General features: G+C 39.1%; 19 protein-coding genes. 7 read left to right on the top strand and 12 right to left on the bottom strand.

The annotated features are described in order from the left end of the window. Positions 1-15 precede the first annotated feature (15 nt). The 8 genes from atpG to BM107_RS11160 form a co-directional block, all read right to left on the bottom strand. Positions 16-909, bottom strand: coding sequence for an ATP synthase F1 subunit gamma (atpG, locus tag BM107_RS11195; RefSeq protein WP_090983253.1), 894 nt, complete (start codon positions 907-909; stop codon positions 16-18). Positions 910-985: 76 nt separating this feature from the next. Next, positions 986-2,560, bottom strand: a complete 1,575-nt coding sequence (atpA, locus tag BM107_RS11190) for a F0F1 ATP synthase subunit alpha (RefSeq protein ID WP_090983252.1) — start codon at positions 2,558-2,560, stop codon at positions 986-988. Positions 2,561-2,704: 144 nt separating this feature from the next. Then, positions 2,705-3,244 (bottom strand): ATP synthase F1 subunit delta, encoded by a 540-nt coding sequence (atpH, locus tag BM107_RS11185; RefSeq protein ID WP_090983250.1) that lies wholly within the window; start codon positions 3,242-3,244, stop codon positions 2,705-2,707. Between the two features lie 117 nt (positions 3,245-3,361). Next, a complete protein-coding gene (locus tag BM107_RS11180; protein WP_090983248.1) occupies positions 3,362-3,856 on the bottom strand; it encodes a F0F1 ATP synthase subunit B in 495 nt (164 codons plus the stop codon). Between the two features lie 89 nt (positions 3,857-3,945). Further along, positions 3,946-4,158 (bottom strand): ATP synthase F0 subunit C, encoded by a 213-nt coding sequence (gene atpE, locus BM107_RS11175; protein WP_025144011.1) that lies wholly within the window; start codon positions 4,156-4,158, stop codon positions 3,946-3,948. A 42-nt stretch (positions 4,159-4,200) separates the two neighbouring features. Next, positions 4,201-5,334, bottom strand: coding sequence for a F0F1 ATP synthase subunit A (atpB, locus tag BM107_RS11170; protein ID WP_090983246.1), 1,134 nt, complete (start codon positions 5,332-5,334; stop codon positions 4,201-4,203). A gap of 14 nt (positions 5,335-5,348) precedes the next feature. Next, the gene (locus BM107_RS11165; protein WP_244278793.1) at positions 5,349-5,738 is read right to left on the bottom strand and encodes a hypothetical protein; all 390 of its coding nucleotides are present in this window, start codon (positions 5,736-5,738) and stop codon (positions 5,349-5,351) included. Between the two features lie 167 nt (positions 5,739-5,905). After that, complete coding sequence (locus BM107_RS11160; RefSeq protein ID WP_090983244.1) at positions 5,906-6,130, bottom strand: AtpZ/AtpI family protein; 225 nt, start codon at positions 6,128-6,130, stop codon at positions 5,906-5,908. 109 nt (positions 6,131-6,239) lie between these two features. Between BM107_RS11160 and porW the strand changes: the two genes are divergently transcribed. The 7 genes from porW to BM107_RS11125 all read left to right on the top strand — a co-directional run bounded on the left by porW (position 6,240) and on the right by BM107_RS11125 (position 15,804). Further along, complete coding sequence (gene porW, locus BM107_RS11155) at positions 6,240-9,002, top strand: type IX secretion system periplasmic lipoprotein PorW/SprE (RefSeq protein WP_090983242.1); 2,763 nt, start codon at positions 6,240-6,242, stop codon at positions 9,000-9,002. A gap of 136 nt (positions 9,003-9,138) precedes the next feature. Beyond that, positions 9,139-11,358 carry a transglycosylase domain-containing protein gene (locus BM107_RS11150; protein ID WP_090983239.1) on the top strand — a complete coding sequence of 740 codons (2,220 nt, stop codon included), beginning with the start codon at positions 9,139-9,141 and terminating at the stop codon, positions 11,356-11,358. Positions 11,359-11,433: 75 nt separating this feature from the next. After that, complete coding sequence (locus tag BM107_RS11145) at positions 11,434-11,661, top strand: hypothetical protein (protein ID WP_090983237.1); 228 nt, start codon at positions 11,434-11,436, stop codon at positions 11,659-11,661. Between the two features lie 5 nt (positions 11,662-11,666). Further along, on the top strand, positions 11,667-12,035 hold the full coding sequence (locus BM107_RS11140; protein WP_090983234.1) for a type II toxin-antitoxin system VapC family toxin: 369 nt from the start codon (positions 11,667-11,669) through the stop codon (positions 12,033-12,035). Between the two features lie 31 nt (positions 12,036-12,066). After that, positions 12,067-13,869, top strand: coding sequence for an excinuclease ABC subunit UvrC (gene uvrC, locus BM107_RS11135; protein WP_090983231.1), 1,803 nt, complete (start codon positions 12,067-12,069; stop codon positions 13,867-13,869). Between the two features lie 128 nt (positions 13,870-13,997). Continuing rightward, a complete protein-coding gene (locus tag BM107_RS11130; RefSeq protein WP_090983229.1) occupies positions 13,998-14,396 on the top strand; it encodes a nuclease A inhibitor family protein in 399 nt (132 codons plus the stop codon). A gap of 34 nt (positions 14,397-14,430) precedes the next feature. Then, complete coding sequence (locus tag BM107_RS11125) at positions 14,431-15,804, top strand: DNA/RNA non-specific endonuclease (protein WP_090983227.1); 1,374 nt, start codon at positions 14,431-14,433, stop codon at positions 15,802-15,804. Positions 15,805-16,121: 317 nt separating this feature from the next. On the opposite strand, the gene porN is transcribed toward BM107_RS11125, so the two are convergent. Genes porN through porK form a run of 4 tightly spaced genes read right to left on the bottom strand, consistent with a single transcriptional unit; the run spans position 16,122 to position 20,784 of the window. Further along, positions 16,122-17,033 (bottom strand): type IX secretion system ring subunit PorN/GldN, encoded by a 912-nt coding sequence (gene porN / locus BM107_RS11120; RefSeq protein WP_090983226.1) that lies wholly within the window; start codon positions 17,031-17,033, stop codon positions 16,122-16,124. 5 nt (positions 17,034-17,038) lie between these two features. After that, a complete protein-coding gene (gene porM, locus BM107_RS11115) occupies positions 17,039-18,571 on the bottom strand; it encodes a type IX secretion system motor protein PorM/GldM (RefSeq protein WP_090983224.1) in 1,533 nt (510 codons plus the stop codon). Between the two features lie 40 nt (positions 18,572-18,611). Then, positions 18,612-19,418, bottom strand: coding sequence for a type IX secretion system motor protein PorL/GldL (porL, locus tag BM107_RS11110; RefSeq protein WP_090983222.1), 807 nt, complete (start codon positions 19,416-19,418; stop codon positions 18,612-18,614). A gap of 40 nt (positions 19,419-19,458) precedes the next feature. Continuing rightward, entirely contained in the window at positions 19,459-20,784 is a 1,326-nt protein-coding gene (gene porK, locus BM107_RS11105) for a T9SS ring complex lipoprotein PorK/GldK (RefSeq protein WP_090983354.1), read from the bottom strand. Positions 20,785-20,962 lie beyond the last annotated feature (178 nt).

Raw genomic sequence — 20,962 nt, 5'->3', positions numbered from 1 at the left:
TATAACTGTAAACTGTTATCCGTTCAATGCTGCTGCACCGCTTACAATCTCGGTTAACTCCGTTGTAATTGCTGCCTGACGTGCCTGGTTGTATGAAAGTTTTAAAGCTTTTAATAACTCACCTGCATTTTCAGTTGCCTTATCCATTGATGTCATACGTGCACCATGTTCAGAAGCATGTGAATCCAATACCGCTTTGTACAACTGGATTTTAATAGATTTAGGAATCAATTGTTCTACAATTTCTTCTTGAGAAGGCTCTAAAATATAATCAACGTTAGTTGTTTTCTTATCTACTTTTGTTTCATTTACAGGTTCAGCTTTTGGCAAAGGCAATAACTGTTCTGTAGTAATAAACTGTACAGCTGCGTTTCTGAAACGGTTGTACACCACCTCTACTTTATCAAACTCGCCTTTAACGAAACCAGCCATAATGGCATCGGTGATTTTGGTTACATTTTCAAAAGTTAAATCTGAAAATATTTCGTTATTGTTACCGATAACGTTGTACTTGCGTTTCTCGTAAAAATCCTGTGTTTTCTTACCGATAGAAATAATGCTCACATTACCGTTTTTCAACTGTTCGCTATACTTCTCAGCAATTAAATTATTGGCCGCTTTAATTACGTTCATGTTAAAAGCTCCAGCCAAACCACGGTTTGATGAAACAGTAACGATTAAAACCTTATTGGGCTCACGCTCCTGAATAAAAGGTGATGAAGAGCCTTCTAAACTTGCAGACAGATTACCTAAAATCTCTTTCAGTTTAGTTGCATAAGGACGTAAAGCGATAATTGCATTAGTGGCACGTTTTAACTTAGCTGCCGAAACCATTTTCATAGCCTTGGTAATCTGCTGTGTTGACTGTACCGACGCAATCCGGTTTCTTACTTCTTTTAAATTAGCCATTCTTTAGTTTTGCGTGGAGCGAAGGGCGTTGAGCGTCCGGCCATCGCCTAACGCTTAGCGCCCTGCACTTAGCTTATTAATATTTACTTGAAATTTCTTTTGCTACTGTATCTAAAACACCGGTAATGTTATCATCAAATTTACCAGCTTTTAAAGCTGATAGAGTTTCAGGATGACGCAATTCCAGCTGGTTTAAGAATTCAGTTTCAAATTCTTTTACTTTATCTATCGGAACATTACGCATTAAGTTTTTGGTACCTGCGTAAACAATTGCAACTTGCTTCTCAACAGTAAACGGAGAGAACTGCGCTTGTTTCAACATTTCTACGTTACGAGCACCTTTATCAAGTACCGATTTAGTTGCAGCATCCAAGTCAGATCCGAATTTAGAGAAAGCCTCTAACTCGCGGTATTGAGCCTGGTCTAATTTCAACGTACCTGCTACTTTTTTCATCGATTTGATCTGCGCGTTACCACCTACACGTGATACCGAGATACCTACGTTAATTGCAGGACGGATACCAGAGTTGAATAAGTTCGACTCTAAGAAAATCTGGCCATCAGTAATCGAAATTACGTTGGTTGGAATATATGCAGAAACGTCTCCCGCCTGTGTTTCGATAATTGGCAAAGCTGTTAATGAACCACCACCTTTAACGATGTGTTTAATCGATTCTGGCAAATCGTTCATGTTTTTAGCGATATCATCGTTAGCGTTGATTTTCGCAGCTCTTTCTAACAAACGGCTGTGTAAGTAGAAAACGTCTCCTGGATAAGCCTCACGACCCGGTGGACGACGAAGTAATAGAGATACCTCACGGTAAGCTACCGCTTGTTTAGATAAATCATCATAAACAATTAATGCTGGTTTACCTGTATCACGGAAAAACTCGCCAATTGCAGCACCTGCAAACGGAGCATAGAACTGCATTGGAGCAGGATCTGCAGCCGAAGCAGCAACGACAACAGTATATGGTAAAGCGCCATTTTCTTCCAGTGTACGTACAATGTTGGCTACAGTAGAATTTTTCTGACCAATAGCTACATAAATACAGAACACAGGCTGGCCTGCTTCATAAAATTCTTTTTGGTTGATAATGGTATCAATACAAACGGCAGTTTTACCAATCTGACGGTCGCCAATAACCAACTCACGTTGACCACGACCGATTGGAATCATTGCATCGATTGCTTTAATACCAGTTTGTAAAGGCTCGTTTACCGGCTGACGATAAATTACACCTGGTGCTTTACGCTCTAAAGGCATTTCGTAAGTTTCACCCAGAATCGGACCTTTACCATCTAAAGGCTCACCTAAAGTGTTTACTACGCGGCCAAGCATACCTTCACCAACTTTAATAGAGGCAATTTTCTTGGTACGTTTAATGGTATCACCTTCTTTGATCTCGTCAGAAGCACCCAAAAGTACCACACCAACGTTATCTTCTTCAAGGTTTAATACAATACCTTGCAGGCCGTTTGCAAATTCAACCAACTCTCCCGATTGAACTTTAGTTAAACCGTAAACACGGGCAATACCGTCGCCCACTTGCAACACGGTACCAACTTCTTCCAGTTCGGTTTCTGATTTGAAGCCCGCCAATTGCTGTCTGATAATTGCCGATACTTCGTCTGGTCTTACCTCTACCATAATTTTACTTTATATCTTTTTATAAATGTTTAGTGCTTAGCGCATGGCGCTTGGCGTTTTCCGTGCCATACGCTTATCGCAATATTCTTTGTGTTTGGAGGTTTGCGTTTGGCGTTTTAACGCTATACGCTTACCGCCTGGCGCTTACTGCGCAAATTCTTTTTTAAGTTTACTTAAACCGCTGGCAATACTGGCATCAAATTGCTTATCTCCAACTTTTAATATAAAACCACCAATCAGTTTCTCATTAATTTTTTCGTTAACTATAACCTGGTTGGCGCCTAATTCTTTTTTTACAATCGTTATAATCTGCTCTTTGGCCTCAGGACTTAAAGCAGCTGCAGTAGTTACATCAGCAGTAACAATACCTTTAATTAAATTATATTGTTGTATAAACTGTTTTGCTGTTGCAAATAAAATCGCCGAACGACCTTTGCTTACCACAACATTGAAAAAAGAGATGGTTAGTTTGCTTACTTTATCCGTAAAAATTCCGTTTAAAATACCAGTTTTCTTATCTAAAGGTACAATCGGGTTTTTTAATATTGCTTCTAGTTCAGGGGTTTCATCAACCACTTTCTCAAACAAAACCATATCATTATAAGCTGATTCTAACGCGTTGTTTTCAACGGCTAGGTCTATTAATGATTTGGCATATCTGCCTGCAACTTTAATTTCTGACATATATTTAGGTGTGAGATGGAAGATGTGAGATGTGAGATGTGAGATTGAGTATTCAGAGTAATCTCCTCTCTCATATCTAATGTCTCAAATCTAGTATCTCCTATCTATTTTCTCAAACTAGTTTAATTCAACGTCTTTTAACAAATTAGCCACTAAAGCTTCCTGTTTGGTTTTATCATCTAACTGCGTACGTAGTACACGTTCAGCAATTTCTAATGATAAAGTAGAAACCTGGTCTTTAACTTCAGCTAAAGCAGCTTTCTTTTGGTTTTCAATCTCGATTTTAGCTTTCTCGATCAATTTAGCACCTTCAACCTGAGCCTGTTTTTTAGCCTCATTTAAGATACTATCTTTTAAGGTTTTAGCTTCCTTTAAAATCTCATCGCGCTCCGCACGGGCCTGCTGCATTAAATCCTGATTCTGGCTGGTTAAACGAGCCATCTCCTGTTTAGCCAATTCAGCTTTGTTTAAAGCCTCATCAATGCTTTGCTCACGCTCGTGAATTGCACCTAAAATAGGTTTCCATGCGAATTTTCTAAGTAAGATCAATAAGCAGATGAATGCTAACGATGTCCAAAAAACCAATCCTATGCTTGGGGTTACTAATTCCATTTTTATCTAATTTTTAAAAACAATCTTTTTAATAAGGCGGGGTAAATAACCAATCGTTAAATACCCAGCCTGATTTTTTTCAGTGCTTATTAACCGTTTAAGCCTAATAATGCAACTACCACACCGAATAAAGCAGCACCCTCAATAAGGGCAGCAGCGATAATCATTGCAGTCTGAATTTTTGATGCAGCTTCCGGTTGACGAGCAATACCTTCCATTGCTTTACCACCTACTTGACCGATACCGATACCTGCACCGATTACTGCTAAACCGGCACCGATTGCCGCGATTGAACCTACCATAACTAATTTAATTTATATTAATTTGTAAAAAATAGTTTTCTGTTAATGATGTTCTTCTACTGCCATGCCAATAAACAGGGCAGTTAATAAGGTAAAAATAAAGGCCTGTAAAAATGCCACCAATAATTCCAACACATCCATAAACAATACGAACGCAACTGAAACCGGGGCAATAGCCAGTGTTTCGAAAATAAAGATTAAGGATATTAAACTTAATACGATAATGTGACCAGCTGTAATGTTTGCAAACAAACGCACCATCAAAGCGAAAGGCTTAGAAATGATACCGATCAATTCCACAGGAATCATAATCGGATATAACCAAAAAGGAACATCCGGTCTGAAAATATGTTTCCAATAATATTTGTTACCATTGATGTTAACGATAATCAAAGTACCTAAAGCCATTACAAAAGTTAGGGCAATATTACCGGTAACATTGGCACCACCTGGAAAAATCGGAATCAAACCGAATAAGTTATTAAATAGGATAAAGAAAAAAGTAGTCAACAAATAAGGCATAAATTTCGCGTATTTATGACCAATGTTGGGCTTAGCAATATCATCTCTTACAAAAAGAACTACAGGCTCAATAAAAGATTGCAAACCTCTTGGTGCTTTACCGGCGCGTTTTTTATAAGCTCCGGCAACCGAAATAAATACAATAAGGATAACCAGAATGGCCACAAACATCGCCGCAACGTTTTTAGTGATCGAGAAATCTAAAACAGCTTTACTTGCTTCCTCATCCACTTTACCATCAGCACCAACCACTTTAATATGATCCTCTTCTAAACGATAGTTATTGTATTTACCATTATAATCGTGTTCACCATGATGAAAATTACCTGATGAGAAAACCTCTAAACCATTAGGCGTATATAAAATTACCGGAAGAGGCAACGAAGTATGTCCCCAAAGATGCCACATGTGCGAGTCGGCAATGTGTTCCATAATTACTTTGGTAGGCTCGAATTTTTCTTTACCATGATTGGCCTCAGCTCCATGTTCTCCTGAAACAGCATGAGCAGATTCCGCAACAGCACTATCAACAGGTACAACAGCGCTATCAACTTGAGCGAAAGTATCAATTTTGATAGATAAAAACGCGATTAAAAGCGTAAAAACAATAGTTAGCCTTTTAACTTTAGACACAAAAACTCGGTTACAATCCATTTATTGGCAGTTTTTTACTTTAAATTTTGGTGGCGCAAGTTACGTAACAAACAGTAAACTTCAAAGACCGTAAACAATAAATATAAAGAAAAAAAATTAAGCAGAAACACAGACCCAATTCCCTTTGCTTTTATACTGTAAATCAACACGAAAGCCATACAAAAAATCATTTTCACAGCAATTGATCCCATTATAGCCATCACCCCCACTTCAGGATCGCGTTTTACACCGATATCAACCAACATGTAAGCGATATAAGTAATACCAGCCAAAAAGCCGAACATTACCCAAAAATTGTTTACATAAAGCTGCCTGGCCGGAAACACAAGGGATAGAACGGCGATCACACCTATTAACAGGCCTACGAAAATAAAATAGATACTGGTAAATTTGGCTAGGCTCAATGTATAATTTCTTAGCAGATAAAACTTTTTGCAAAGATAAGGTTTTTAGTATCAAGTAAGTAGTAACATAAGAAATATTGCAAAACTGCTTTGTTGTTTAACCATTTAACTGGTTAATCGGTTAACTGAAAACTGCTAACTGCAAATTGAAAACTGAAAACTGCCAACTAACCCCTGGTAACCTGTCTGATCGCCTGATAAAGTGCGATCCCTACGCCGGCCAGGGCAAAAGCTGCAGTAATTAAATTGGTTTTGCTGTTTCGGTGTTCATCAATTTTATAACCTATAAAAGTAAGCAGGCCTATGGTAGCGATCATCTGGAAACCAATGGCAGAATACTTTGCTGCTGCATTTACCTTTTTCTTTGTATCTTCTCCTCGCTGATTTTCCATTTTTTAATGCAATAATTAAATTAACTTTGAATAATTAAAATTTGTTACCAATTAAAATATTTTTCTATCTATATTGTTTATTATACATTACCTAAGAGATTGATCATACTTGAAAAATTACGCTGACAAAAACTTAAATCCCTTAATTATTCTCATCAGTATTTTTATTTATGGCTGTGTTGCAAATAAAGATACTGCAGTTGACCGTAGGTTTCAGAACTTAACCGCAAAATACAATTATATCTATAACGCCAATGTTTTACTAAGCGAATACAATGAGAGTTTGCTGCAAAGTTATGCGGATAATTACGAAAAGATTCTACCCGTCTACCTTGATCCTGAGCCACAGATAAATTTAGTACTCACACCCGGGGCTGCCAATAAACAGCTTGACGATGTGATTGCCAAAGGACAAACCATTATCAACGATAAAAGTTTCAGTAACTATATTGACGATGCCTACATGCTTTTGGGCAAGGCAAATTACCTTAAAGGGAATTATTTTATCGCATCAGAGTATTTTGATTACACGGCGAAAACTTATAATAGCGACCTGAAGACATTTATCATGGCTATGAACTGGAAAGCACGTAGCCAAATGGAACTCAACAATATGGTACTGGCCGATAAAATTATCGATACCATGCTACGCGCGTCCGATGAGTTAAAAAAGGACCTGGCCGAATCACTGGCTACAGCCGCCCAGATGCGCATATACCAGAAACGCAATAAAGAAGCCATCTTATTTTTAGAATCGGCCATTGCATTGCCTGCAGAAAAACAGCTACGCATCCGCTGGCGTTTTATATTGGCGCAGTTACAGGAAAAAGAGAAAAATATTCAGGATGCTTATGCCAACTTCACCAAAGTTGAAAAAAGCAATGCACCTTTTGAGATGTATTTCCATGCCAATTTAAACCGGATTAAACTGAAAGCACTGTTAAATGGAGAAAAACTTAATAAGGAACAGCAACTTTTAGCTTTATTGAAAGACGATAAAAATACTGATTATACCGATCAGATTTATTATCAGGTTGGAGAGCTTTTCTCGGCAGAGGGAAATTTTTTAAAGGCAGAAGAAAACTACCATAAGTCGGTTTTAAAAAGCACCAGAAACCAAACGCAAAAGGCGCTATCTTACTTAAGAATTGCAGATTTAAATTTTAAAGAATTCAACAACTATGTTAAAGCAAAACTGTACTACGATAGTACTGTGATGATTTTACCTAAAAACTTCCTTGATTATGATAACATTGTTAAAAAGGCAGATAACCTGCAATATTTAACAGACCGGTATACCATTATTGCAAAAGAAGATACTGCTCAGGCTTTTGCCAAACTTCCGGCTGCAGAACGGGAGGCTAAAGTAAAAGCTTATTTAACGCCAAAGGTTGAAGTGCGCGGTACAGAAGAGGTAATGAGCAACCAACTTTTAAATGATCCGGATTTTCCAAACAGAAGCTTAAATACGACAAACAATACCGTTGGCAACACTTTTTATTTCAATAATAATGCAGCAATTAGTAATGGTTTTGCTGATTTTAGAAAAAGGTGGGGAACAAGACAGCTAGAAGATAACTGGCGCCAAAGCATCCGGTCATCAGCACAGGAAACCAATCAGGTTTTAGCGGGAGGAAAGGTAGCTACCGAAATTATACCAGCAAATGGCCTAACCAACCAAACGGCAGCAGATCAAACCTCGCTGGAAAAGCAGTTTTTGGATGCTTTACCCACCACACCAGCACTATTGGCATTATCGGATCAAAAAATTATTGATGCCTATTTCGAAATTGCCAGTTTTTACCAACAAGAACTGAATGATAAGCAGGAAGCAAATAAAATATATCTGGAACTGATTAAAAGATATCCGGAAAATAATCATTTAGTTGCCATTTACTATAGTTTATATCTCAATTATAAAGGCATTGATGAAGTAAAATCTGAGCAGTATAAGCAATTGGTGCTGACCAAATTCCCGGAATCAAACTTCGCGAAGAATATTTTAGATCCATCGTACTCGGCCAAGCAAACACAGATGGAAAATATGGCCATTAACAATTACAACTCAACTTTCGATGCTTATATAAAAAAAGATTATGCCACCGTGGTAAAACAGGCTGATGACAATATCACCACTTTCCCTGAAAATGATCTGGCACCGCAATATGCTTATTTAAAAGCCATTGCTGTTGGACGTACAGCAAAGGTTGATCCGCTACTCACCGAATTGAACCTCATCACCAATCGCTATCCTAACGACAAAATTATTACGCCTTTGGTACGCGATCACTTGAAGTATATTGAGGCCAATCTTGACGAATTTAAACAGCGTCCTGTAGCCCTTGTTGATTTTGATGCAAATACGCCGCGTTTTGTAAGCCAGGCCGCCACAGTTTCAGTCCCAAAAAAACCGCTGGTGGTTGAAAATCCTGTAGCAAAAATAGCTGAACCAACTCCTGTAGCCAAACCAGTTGAGGTTAAGCCAGTTGATCCAACTAAACCTGCCAGTATTTTCAGTACGGCAAAATCAGAAGAATATTATTACGTAATAGACGTAGCTGACGCCACTTTAACCTTAAGTTCATCACGCTTCGGCATTGGCCAGTTTAACCGCGGAAATTATCCGGACAACGATCTGGAACATAAATTGGTAGAGTTGGATAACGATCAGTTGATTTACATTACCAGTTTTATCGATTTAGAGGATGCCAAACTTTACGAATCGAGCATTGTTGGTCAGTTAAAGAATATTATGAAAGTTCCGGCCAACCTGTATAAAGGCTTTATCATCAGTAAAGAAAATTTTGAAAAACTGACAGACAGAACAAGGATTAATGAATACCTGGAGTTTTTAAAAGACAATTACAAGTAAGCGAAAGTAAAATAACAAAACTCAAACACCAAAGCAAAAGGCATAAACACCAAAGCTTAAATTTGATTCTATAAAAAATTAATAAATTTGCATCCAAAATCACCTATCCTGGTGGTTTGGAAAATAACAACACAAAATGAACAAATCCCTTTCTCCACAGGATACAAAAAGATACAGTTTACTCATCTGGAAATTATTGATTGGTGGAATTGCCCTATTTGCTATTTTCATCTCCATGATCGGATTTGGGCTATTCGGTGCCCTACCCTCTTTCAGAGATATTGAACACCCGAAAAGCAATCAGGCATCCGAAATTATTGCCGAGGATGGCCGCCCTTTAGGTACCTATTTTGTTCAGAACAGATCGAATGTTACTTATAAGGATATTTCTGAAAATGTAATCAATGGTTTAATTGCGACAGAAGACACCCGCTTTAAAGAACATTCAGGTATCGATTTTAAACGTACATTTTCTATCATCGGTTATAATTTGATCGGTAAAAAACAGGGGGCCAGTACCATTACCCAGCAACTGGCCAAAAATCTTTTCCCACGCGAATCGAACCTTAATTTCTTCTCGTTGGTATTAACCAAATTTAAGGAGTGGATTGTTGCCGTTAAACTGGAGCGTAACTATACCAAAGAAGAAATTATAACGATGTATTTAAATACGGTTGATTTTGGTAACCAGGCTTATGGGATTAAATCTGCGGCAAGGGTTTATTTCAATACCACTCCCGATAAGTTGAATTTAACACAGGCTGCAACCCTTGTGGGTATGCAAAAAGGGATTACCATGTATTCGCCCACCCGCCATCCTGAGCGTTCCAGAGAACGCAGAAATACCGTTATGGCCCTCATGGTCAAAGCTGATCTCTTAAGCCAGTCAGAATTTGATCAGCAAAAGGAAAAACCTTTAAACCTGCATTTCAATGCCGCAACCGTTAATGATGGAATTGCACCGTATTTCCGTTCGGTATTGAAGAATGATATCAAAAATATTTTTCAGGAGCAATCCATTACCAAACCTGACGGTACGCCATACGATCTGGACCGTGATGGTTTGAAAATTTATACCACCTTGAATTATGATATGCAGGTATATGCCGAGGAAGCGCAAAAGGAATATATGAAAGTGCTACAGGCACAGTTTATCGCGAGTTGGAAGGGCAGAAACCCGTTTAAGGATAAAGCTTTACAGATTGAACAGGGAATAAAACGCTCTGATCGTTATAAAGCCTTAAAACTGGAAGGAAAATCGGATGAAGAAATCAAAGATGATTTCAACACCAAAACTGAAATGACCATTTTTACCTGGAAAGGTAATATCGATACGGTAATGAAACCGATCGATTCGGTACGTTATTATAAAATGCTGCTTAGGAATGCCATGATGACCATGGACCCGACCAACGGACATGTGAAAGCATGGGTGGGCGGAATTAATTACGAGCACTTTAAGTACGACCAGGTTAAGATGGGAACCCGCCAGGTGGGTTCAACAGCAAAACCATTTACTTACGCTGTAGCCATAGAAAATGGTTATTCGCCTTGTTATACCGTACCCAACGTTCCGGTAACGATTGAAGGTTATGGTGAGCCGTGGACACCCAGAAATTCGGGCAAACCCCTGCCAGGTAGTATTACCTTACAAAAAGCACTGGCCTACTCACAAAACTTTGTTACCGCCTATTTAATGAAACAGGTTGGTCCTGTGGCTGTATCTACCCTGGCTACAAAAATGGGTATTCCAAATGTTCCAGCGTTTCCGTCGATTTGTTTGGGCACATTCGATTCTTCTGTTTATAATATGGTGGGTGCTTATGGAGCTTTTGCCAATAAAGGAATTTATACCAAACCCATTTATTTATTAAGAATTGAAGATAAAAACGGTGTGGTATTATTTTCTCAAAAGGAAATACCAAAGCCCATTATGAGCGAAGAAGTGGCATATGTAATGACACGGATGCTTAAAGGTGTGGTAACCAACGGAACCGGATCGCGATTAAACTATAAATATAAAGTGAATGCACCAATCGGAGCGAAAACAGGTACTACTCAAAACAACTCCGATGGTTGGTTTATGGCCATTACTCCACAGTTGGTAACCGGTATCTGGACGGGTTGTGAAGACAGGGCTTTCCACTTCATCAGTACCAACCAGGGAGAAGGGGCCAATACAGCCCTCCCTATTTTTGCAGGCTTTATTAAAAGAGTATATGCCAATCCGGCTTTAAAAATCAGTCATGCTGATTTTGATGCACCAAAATCTGGCGTTTCGATTACTTACGATTGTAATCAATACCAGCAACAGGAAGAAGGAGCAACCGAATTGGATGAAAAGTTGGGTTTTTAGAAACTATTTACTCCAAAAGTTTCCACCTAAATTTTAGGAGATAAACATTAAATTTGTAATAGAAAATTGAAATATATGAGAGTTACACTGGAAATATCGGATTTTGATGAGATGAAAAAGCTTCTTTCTTTATTTCAGACCATGAAATTAGAGAGTATTAAAATTATTTCTCCTAAGAATGAGGCTAAGCCTAATATCTTGAAAGGGAACAAAACAATCAATCCAAAAGATCTTTTTGGCATTTGGAAAGATGCACCAAAAAATATAGAAGACATAAGAACTAAAGCCTGGGATCGTAAATAACAGTCATGGTTTTGTGCGATACTAATATTCTAATTCATGCATTTAATGGTAATGTGAATACCATAAAAGCTTTAGAAGAAATAGGCTTTGCAAACATTGTACTTTCGTCAATTACAACGATGGAGTTATTGCAAGGCATGGGAAATAAAGCAGAGCTAGCACAGATGAAGAAAAAGATTAAGTATTACGACATTATTCATTTTAATAGCCATATATCGCAGAAATCTATAGAACTTATCGAAGGTTTTAAGTTAAGTCATCATCTTCAAATTCCAGATGCAATTATTGGAGCAACCGCAATTGTTAACGAAATAGAATTGTTTACTTATAACAAAAAAGACTTCGATTTTATGCCCAATATTATGCTCTACTAAAATCACTTTAATTTTGCTCCATTAATCCCTTATGAGCAGTTTCGACCATAAAACAGCATTAACCACAATTCCACATAAACCCGGAGTATACCAGTATTGGGATGCTGATGGAAAGCTCATGTATATTGGTAAAGCGAAAGACCTGCGCAACCGTGTAGGTTCGTATTTTAACAGTGACAGGAACCAGTTTAATGGCAAAACAAGGGTATTGGTATCCAAGATCAGGAAAATCACTTTTACCATTGTTGATACGGAGATTGATGCCTGGCTATTGGAAAACAGCCTGATCAAAAAACATCAGCCAAAATTCAATATCAACTTAAAGGACGATAAAACCTACCCATGGATTATCGTAAAAAATGAAAATTTCCCGCGTATCTACTGGACACGCAAAGTGATTAAGGATGGCTCTACCTATTTCGGCCCCTATGGTTCTATAGGCATGATGCACACCATTTTGGATCTGATCAAAGAAACTTATCCTTTACGCACCTGTAATTTACCCTTAACGGAAAAAAACATAGATGAAGGTAAATTTAAAGTTTGCCTCGAATATCAGATCGGTAACTGCAAAGGCCCCTGCCAGAACTACCAGACCGAAGCTGATTACAATAAAAATATTGGCGAGATCAAGGAAATCCTGAATGGTAAAATCGGAAATGTCATCCGCGATGTTAAAGCAGTCATTAAATCCGCGTCAGAAAACCTCAATTTCGAACTTGCACATCAATATGCAAGGCGATTGGAAGTACTGGAAAAATACCAGAGCAAATCGACTGTGGTAAACAGTGCCATTACCAATGTGGATGTGGTGAGCATTGCTTCAGATGAACGTTACGCTTTTGTAAACTACTTAAAAGTGATGAACGGAACCATTATCCAAACCCAGACCATTGAGGTTAAAAAGCAACTGGATGAAAGTGATGACGAGATTTTGACCCTGGCGATGTTAGAGTTCAGAACCAAGTTCAATAGTACCTCTAAAGAAATTATTGTTCCTTTCGAACTTTCATTGGAAGACGAAAGTTTAAAATTTACAGTCCCCAAACTGGGCGAAAAGAAGAAGCTTTTAGAGCTCTCGCAAAAGAATGTACTATTCTTCAAAAAAGAGAAGCTTAACCAATACGAAAAACTAAATCCCGATTTACGCACTGATCGGATTTTAACCACTATGCAAAAAGATCTGCGCTTAACGCAGCTTCCGAAACACATCGAATGTTTTGATAACTCTAACTTTCAGGGAAAATATCCGGTTTCTGCAATTGTGGTTTTTAGAGATGCCAAACCTTCTAAAAAAGATTACCGCCATTTTAATGTGAAAACGGTTGAAGGCCCCAACGATTTTGCCACCATGGAAGAGGCCGTTTTCCGTCGCTACAGGAGAATGTTGGATGAGAACCAGTCTTTACCTCAGCTCATCATTATTGATGGTGGTAAAGGACAGCTTTCATCAGCGGTGAAGAGCTTAAAATTATTAGGCATAGAGAACAAAGTAACTGTTATCGGCATAGCCAAGCGGTTAGAAGAACTGTTTTATCCCGGCGATTCCTTTCCATTATATTTAGATAAGAAATCTGAAACCTTAAAAGTGATACAGCAACTGCGTGATGAGGCCCACCGTTTCGGAATAACCTTTCACCGCAAGAAACGCGACCAGGGCACACTTAAAACCGAGCTTGAACAGATTGAAGGTATTGGAAAAACGACTGCAGATAAACTGTTAACGCATTTTAAATCGGTTAAAAAGATTAAAGAAGCTACAGAAAAAGAACTGTCAGCAGTACTCAATAAAAAACAGGTGATTGCCTTACTTACCCATTTTAACGAAGTATAAATTCGTTAAAATAAGAGCAGTACAGCTGTAAAAATGTTAACATTTTGTTAATCTACATTGCAAAATATTCAAATTCTTTTCCTCTAATTTAGGGCTGTTCATACGCTCGTAAAAACATCCCTATTTACATGAATAATGAAATCTTGGCTACCATAAGCAAACTTTTGTTGGGCGTATGGTATTTTACTGAGTCTGAAAGCCCTTTTAAGGCAGCAGACTGGGGCAAAATTACACCTTCAGCACTATTGCAGAAAATTGCTATTCATTATAATGCTGATCCTTCCGATTTAAAACAAATCGATCAAGCTGCATTTTTTGATAGTTTAATATCAAACGTCGATAAAGCAGATGCACCAATGGTTGAAAATGCAGGCAAAATCGCCACTTGGTACACCTTTTTAAAGCAAAAACTATCCAATATTACAGTGGTCAGAGTAGAAGGCGCCAGCCGGATTCCTGTGCTTATTGTTGGTTATTTACCAGATGGTACCTGTATCATGATTGAAACTTTTGCTATCGAAACCTAAAACCCCTTACATCCTTTAAATAATCCTAAAAAAAATGAAAGCATTAAAAAAATTAAGCTTATTGGCTGTATTATGCCTTGGCCTTGCTGCCTGTAAAAAAGACGACCCAACGCAGCCGGGCAACAGCCAATTTGAGCAAAAGTTAAACAGTAAAGCAGCTACCGCTGGTACCCAGGCTGTAGTTTCTGGTTTCCCCGAAATATTCGAATCTGGCGGCAAAGGAAGTTACGCAGTTGGGTCAGTAACTTTAAGTAGCGGAAGCTGGAGCCTTGACGATGCCTTAATTGGAAATCTCGCTGGAGATGCTAAGAATGGCAGTCAATCAGTACGTATCCGTAACACGGGCACACTGAGCATGAATTTCAACGTAACTGGAGCTGATGTGGTAACCGTTGCTCACGCCAAATATGGTAGCGATGCCAATAGTACCTGGCAGCTTTGGTACTCTACCGATAGCGGTTCGAGCTGGCAACAAACCGGTAGCACCATTAGCACCAGCTCAACAACTTTAACTACCGCAACATTCAATGTATCCATTTCTGGAAATGTTCGTTTCCAAATCCGTAAAATAAGTGGAGGTACTGCCCGCATCAATATCGACGATTTTAGTATTTCAACCGGCGACGGTGGAACAACTCCTCCACCAACCACTTCTGGCGATGATAGTAACCTTTTACTGGGTAATCCGAGTAATGCTGTTGCCAGCACATCTTCTCCTGAAAATTACCTGATGGATCACACTTATTATACAAGTTCTTACAGTAGAAGCAGGGCTACACCAAACTGGGTCAGCTGGCATATTGGATCGTCTGATTTAGGTTCAAATTCACGTCAGAATGATTTCAGAGCCGATACTGCTTTACCTTCAGGTTGGTACGAGGTATCGAACAGCAGCTATTCGGGTTCAGGTTTCGATCGTGGCCATAACTGCCCATCTGCTGATCGGACTGCTTCCGTAACTTCTAACTCGTCCACATTCTTAATGAGCAACATGATGCCGCAGGCACCTAACAATAACCAGGGTCCTTGGGCCGACCTGGAAAATTACACGCGATCATTGGTTACAGCAGGTAACGAAGTTTATATCATTTGTGGTTCTTATGGTTCTGGTGGTACAGGAAGCAATGGAGGTGTTACCTATACCATTGATAATGGCCGTATTAACGTACCCTCAAATACATGGAAAGTTATTGTGGTATTACCAAACGGAAATAATGATTTAAGCAGGATTACATCTTCTACGAGAGTAATTGCAGTAAACATGCCCAATACAAATGGTTTAAATACCAACTGGAAAACATTCCGCACCTCGGTTAATTCAATTGAATCTGCCACAGGATATGATCTTTTATCGAATGTACCTACATCAATTCAAAATGTAATAGAAGCTGCTACTGATAACCAGTAGGCTAATTAGTCAAATTTAAAGCGGTAATCCATCGATTTGGATTACCGCTTTTTTATTTCATGTAATCCATATGTATCCTTTATCCTGATCAGATAGATACCCGATGAAATGAATTGCAAAGGACAAACTTATATTCTTCTGCCCATTTTATCAATTCAAAAGAAGTTAGTCATTTCGAATAAAGCGCAGTCGCAAATATTGGAGAAAGCGATCTATATCTAGGTAGATTTCTCGACTCCGCTTTAAAGCCAGCGAAGAGAAAGGGATTCATTGTAAACAAAAAGGCTCCGATGAAAATCGAAGCCTTTTTTATGAGATTAATATTCCCAAAGACCTTGTTCGTAATCCAGAACAGATTTTTTAATCCTTTCTGATTCATACAACCGCTCTTTAGGGTCTGCGATAATATCTCTGATTTTATTATCACCAGGATTCGATTCTTTTACAATATAACTGCTAAACAAGCGGCGGATAAAGAAATCATCGAAACTTAATGATGAAGCATCATTATTAGTATTAATCAGACGTTTCTTTGTCAAAATTTCCCTCGCTTCAGGATAGTACACCCAAAATACAGGCTGCCATTGTTTAGAAACCTCATTGTACTTTAATGGTGCGATGCCCACAATACGTGGCTCAAAAATAGAACGTTTTGTGTCGAAAATCCAATCTTCCTTTATTCTGAACTTTAAAAATAACTCCGGGTTAAAATCATTAACAACTGTAGTAACAGTTCCGGTTTTATTGTTCGAAACCTCCGCTGTACCTAAAGCTGATTTCGCAGCAGAGTCTGCAGACATTGGATTATTAAAAGCATCATCTTCATTTAAGGCACTATCAATTGGCGAGTATGCAGTTAGTTCATCTTTTTTAATTGCAGCAATCAAAACATCAATCAATCTTGATTTAGGCGATCTTAAAGCCGAGTTAACCGTATCACGTAAATCAATTTCTCTCCAGATCCGTTTTGCATAAAAAACATCCTCTTCCCTTACATCGGCCAAAGGAACCATCTCAGTACTGTCAATGTCCTTGCGGGCATAAAAACCATCTTTAGGTGGTACTTTGAGTTTCTTCTTAACCGTTTTAACAGGAGCTTTCACCGTATCTGCTGCAGGAGCAGCAGCCACCGGTGCAGCTTTTTTCGGTGCTAACTTCGTTGGCTTTTTTTGTGCATAAGCAAACGCGGTTAATAAAACTAAAATGGCAATACTTAAAATCCTTTTCATTTCTTTTATTTTACACTAAACGCTAATGAAGGCAATATCCTTTGACGCCCATCAGGCCCTACAGAAACAATATCTTCAAAAAACACCCTCGTACCAGGCGTAATTGAGTTCATGGCACCTTTAACTGCACCTGCAAAACTTCCACCGCTACCTGCAATGGTAACTGCATCTGAACGTGGTTTGATAATGGTTAATTTATAACGTTGTATTTTAAACTTAACATCAAAAGGAAAATCATCCAGATCTGCTTCAATCTCGGTTTCGCTTTTTAACTGCACCGAAGCAATATCGCCTCCCGCACGTCCGCCAACTTTTGCTACAGGCGCCGGAATGGCTTTCACCCTGAACTTTTGTGAACCAAGACTAACGGTTTTGCCTGCATTGTTTGCTGATACATTAATGGATACTTCCTGGCCTACCATGCTGCCCGGAACGTTTACATTGTAATTCCCGTTACTACCAGACATTGAACCTCCTGAAATGGAAGCACGAACACTTTCCAATGGAAAGCCTGCCGCTGACACGGTAAAGGGATTAGCAATACCTGCATAAATTACATTCAGTTTTGTTGAAGAAACAGATGCTGAAGGTTTCGCTACCTGATAAGTTTGTGGCTGAGTTTTGTATTCCTTCACCTGGCCATCAGTCTGGCGAACCCTGATCGTACCTACCCAGGTAAACTGTCCAACACTACCGGTACCACCGGTATAAGTTCCTTTACCATCTTTAACGGATAATTTATTTCCGTTAACCGTAATATCGGGCGTTGACCTCGAATCGCTGGCTGTTAAAAATACTTCGGCAGTATAAGGCTGCCCCTGAATTACGTAAGAAGTAGGTGCTACTGCAACCGCCGCAAACTGATCCAGGTTAACCTGGGCTTTATCCATATTTCCGAACAATCTCTTCACTACTTCTGCCTCAGCATTTTTAGTATCTGTTTGTAGTTTGGTTAAAATGGTCATGGCCGCGGTAAGTGGTGTTCCCTCACCAAAGTAAGTTTCCTGCCAATTTCCTTTTCTTTTGCTTATCGGGTCCTTAGCTTCAAGAGAGAACGAAACGTTCGCCCGATCGGCCGGATCTAATAAGGAGATTAATTTCTCTCTGGTGGCATTGATTCTCTTCTTTAATTCATCCGCTTTTTTTTGATTAATCATGATATTCTGTGCAATATCCTGATTGGATCTATTCACCAGATCTTCCGTTTCAGGGTCAATCCCGTCGCCCGCCTGAGTAAATTCTTTTTTAATGCTTTCGATGTAGTTATTTAAATCGTCAGCTGCCTTCTGCGCTTGCTTAGCCTTAAGGTAAATAGGCTGAGCACGTGCCGGCTCTTCTTTCAACTTCGAATTCTCGAAGGCAGAAAACAACTGATTAATACTTGTATTTACATTGTTTTTAGAAGTATCCAAACTATCGTTGATATTTTTGAATGCATCTAAAATGGTATCTGATACGTTTAAGGCGAGCATGGCCAACAATACCAAATACATGATATTGATCATCCGCTGCCTTGTTGTTTCTTTTCCGCCTGCCATGTTTGAGTAGCCTTTCCTTTAAAATTAAAAACTAAACAAATTATACACGTGGACCGTTCATGGCCGATAACATATTGCCATAAATTGCATTAAGCGATGACAGGTTTTTAGCCAGCTTATTCACCTCTTCTTTAAACTGTTTCGAATCTTCCATCGATTCGTTAAAGTTTTGCATGGTTAATGATAAGTTTGAATAGAATTTATTCATCGATTTTAAATGCGCGCTGGAATCTTGTAATTCCAATTCATAAACTGCATTTAAAGCCGATAAGTTCTTAGCTAAATTGTTAACCTGTTCGTGGTATGCCTGAGAATCTACATTGCTTTCGCCCATTGCTTTTAAATTGGCCGTTGCTTTTTCAAAAGATGCGCTCAAGTTATCAAAACCGGCTGATGCGGTTTTAATCTTACCGGTTAATTCGCTTGTTGCTGTAGATGCATCTGCAACATTTGAAATTGCAGCTACTTTATCGCCAAACGTGCGCAAACCGGTACCTAAGCTTTCAATTAACTCCGGACCAATTTTAGCTTCTGATAACATTTTATCCAAAGCTGCCGTATTAGACGGGGCCACTGCAGCAACAGGTCTGGCCGAAGCTGTTGGTAATTCTCCTTTATAATCTGCTTTTAGTTCAGGATAAACTCTTTCCCATGCCGGTTCTGGTTCTGGTGGAAAAAACCCGGTTAAAAAGAATAAAAATGCCTCTACGCCAAGACCAAGCCCAATCATGTAATTACCTAAAATCCCGCCGATGTGTAGGATTTTAAATAATGCTCCGATAATTACAATACTTGCTCCCCATGAAATTGCCACATGTAACCAGCCTGGTTGTTTTTTTGCTGCCATAAATTTGATGTTTTTCTTTAGTTTTAGTTGTTAGTAGGTTTTAACGTCTTAAATCAGTACCCGGGTAAGATGAAACGCATCTGAAACCAATATATGACCTTTGTGTATCCTGATATTCGTATGTAGCCACAGCATTTTGTAAAAAATAGCCTGTATCTTTCCAGGAACCTCCTTTTACCACTTTACGCTTTTTGTATTTGCTGTCGCCTGCACCAGCATCATAAGTAAAGTTGGGGTTTAGATCGTGTAATAGTGGGCTGGCACCTTTATTATAAGCAGTGATAGTCCATTCAGATACGTTTCCGGCCATATTGTACAGACCATAATCGTTAGGAAAATAAGATCTGACGCCTACCGTATAAATTCCACCATCGCTCGAATAATCGCCGCGGCCGGGTTTAAAGTTAGCCTGTAAACATCCTTTTGTATTCCTGATGTAAGGTCCTCCCCAAGGATATTTGGTTTTGGTATTACCGCCTCTTGCAGCATATTCAAATTCTGTTTCAGCCGGCAACCTGTAGTCTGATCTTGATCCAGCAGGCAGTTTCCTTGCTGTCGCAACACCATCGTACAATCTGGTTCTCCAGTGAGCAAAAGCTTTTGCCTGCTCCCAACTTACACCAACAACAGGATAGTCGTCATAGGAAGGGTGGTTGTAATAACCACGCACCATCGGATCGTTTTGTGAATAGGAATAATCTGTTTTCCAAACCATTGTATCAGGATAGATGGCAACCGTGTAACGATCGATATAATCCTGGCGTTTGCTGTTTGGATCTTTATGGCCAATAGCGGCTTTCTCCATATTTAATTCGGCATATGAATATTCGAATTTGCGAACATCCAGTTCTTTCTTACCTGGAAGGGCATCTAAGCCTGAATAGTACATACCGTCTAGCTGGCTTGCCTGGGCGGCCGCTGCCCCCCTGCCCTTATTACGCCAAATATTAACCCCGTTTGGGCCTACCTTTTTCCAATCGATGTATTTCTCTCCGCCAAGAGCCGTTGCCGCATTTCCTTTTGGGGTAATCATAAACTGTTGTGGATTGCCCATCATCACAATCGCAATAGAATCGCGTACCCAGTTGGTAAACTGGCGATATTCGGCATTTGAAATCTCGGTTTGATCCATAAAGAACGCACTGATCGTGGTCATTCTACTTGGTCCGTTCTGAGAAAAGGTGATATCTTCATCAGATCCCCCCAGTGGTGTATGCCCTGGTGGAATATAAACCATTCCTAACGGGATTCTATCGTTTTTAAATTTTCGGTTATAAGCGCCAACCAGCTCACCCTGGCCGCCATGGCCACAGCTTGCTAGCATTACAGTTATCCCTACAATAGCTAGAAGGTAGATTTTCTTCATATTTTCAAGGTTGTGCACAGCACGATTAGGAGCAATTTTATCAAAAATCACTGAAATTATCTACAAAAGCAAATATTTTACATGAAATCATTATCTAAACCCGGTTAAAGAAAGATTAACAATTGATCATCCGCCGATATGCGTTTTCAACAAAAGACATAACTCTCTTATTAACAGG

This window comes from Pedobacter suwonensis (assembly GCF_900111825.1).
GTDB classification, from domain to species: Bacteria; Bacteroidota; Bacteroidia; order Sphingobacteriales; family Sphingobacteriaceae; genus Pedobacter; species Pedobacter suwonensis.
The sequence above is the reverse complement of the archived record's forward strand: the minus strand, read 5'-3'. Positions and strand labels throughout refer to the sequence as shown.

Bases quoted from the DNA above. Each gene is read 5' to 3' on its own strand.
- atpG (WP_090983253.1), bottom strand. From the start codon at position 909: ATGGCTAATTTAAAAGAAGTAAGAAACCGGATTGCGTCGGTACAGTCA.
- atpA (WP_090983252.1), bottom strand. From the start codon at position 2,560: ATGGTAGAGGTAAGACCAGACGAAGTATCGGCAATTATCAGACAGCAA.
- atpH (WP_090983250.1), bottom strand. From the start codon at position 3,244: ATGTCAGAAATTAAAGTTGCAGGCAGATATGCCAAATCATTAATAGAC.
- BM107_RS11180 (WP_090983248.1), bottom strand. From the start codon at position 3,856: ATGGAATTAGTAACCCCAAGCATAGGATTGGTTTTTTGGACATCGTTA.
- atpE (WP_025144011.1), bottom strand. From the start codon at position 4,158: ATGGTAGGTTCAATCGCGGCAATCGGTGCCGGTTTAGCAGTAATCGGT.
- atpB (WP_090983246.1), bottom strand. From the start codon at position 5,334: ATGGATTGTAACCGAGTTTTTGTGTCTAAAGTTAAAAGGCTAACTATT.
- BM107_RS11160 (WP_090983244.1), bottom strand. From the start codon at position 6,130: ATGGAAAATCAGCGAGGAGAAGATACAAAGAAAAAGGTAAATGCAGCA.
- BM107_RS11150 (WP_090983239.1), top strand. From the start codon at position 9,139: ATGAACAAATCCCTTTCTCCACAGGATACAAAAAGATACAGTTTACTC.
- BM107_RS11145 (WP_090983237.1), top strand. From the start codon at position 11,434: ATGAGAGTTACACTGGAAATATCGGATTTTGATGAGATGAAAAAGCTT.
- BM107_RS11140 (WP_090983234.1), top strand. From the start codon at position 11,667: ATGGTTTTGTGCGATACTAATATTCTAATTCATGCATTTAATGGTAAT.
- uvrC (WP_090983231.1), top strand. From the start codon at position 12,067: ATGAGCAGTTTCGACCATAAAACAGCATTAACCACAATTCCACATAAA.
- BM107_RS11130 (WP_090983229.1), top strand. From the start codon at position 13,998: ATGAATAATGAAATCTTGGCTACCATAAGCAAACTTTTGTTGGGCGTA.
- BM107_RS11125 (WP_090983227.1), top strand. From the start codon at position 14,431: ATGAAAGCATTAAAAAAATTAAGCTTATTGGCTGTATTATGCCTTGGC.
- porN (WP_090983226.1), bottom strand. From the start codon at position 17,033: ATGAAAAGGATTTTAAGTATTGCCATTTTAGTTTTATTAACCGCGTTT.
- porM (WP_090983224.1), bottom strand. From the start codon at position 18,571: ATGGCAGGCGGAAAAGAAACAACAAGGCAGCGGATGATCAATATCATG.
- porL (WP_090983222.1), bottom strand. From the start codon at position 19,418: ATGGCAGCAAAAAAACAACCAGGCTGGTTACATGTGGCAATTTCATGG.
- porK (WP_090983354.1), bottom strand. From the start codon at position 20,784: ATGAAGAAAATCTACCTTCTAGCTATTGTAGGGATAACTGTAATGCTA.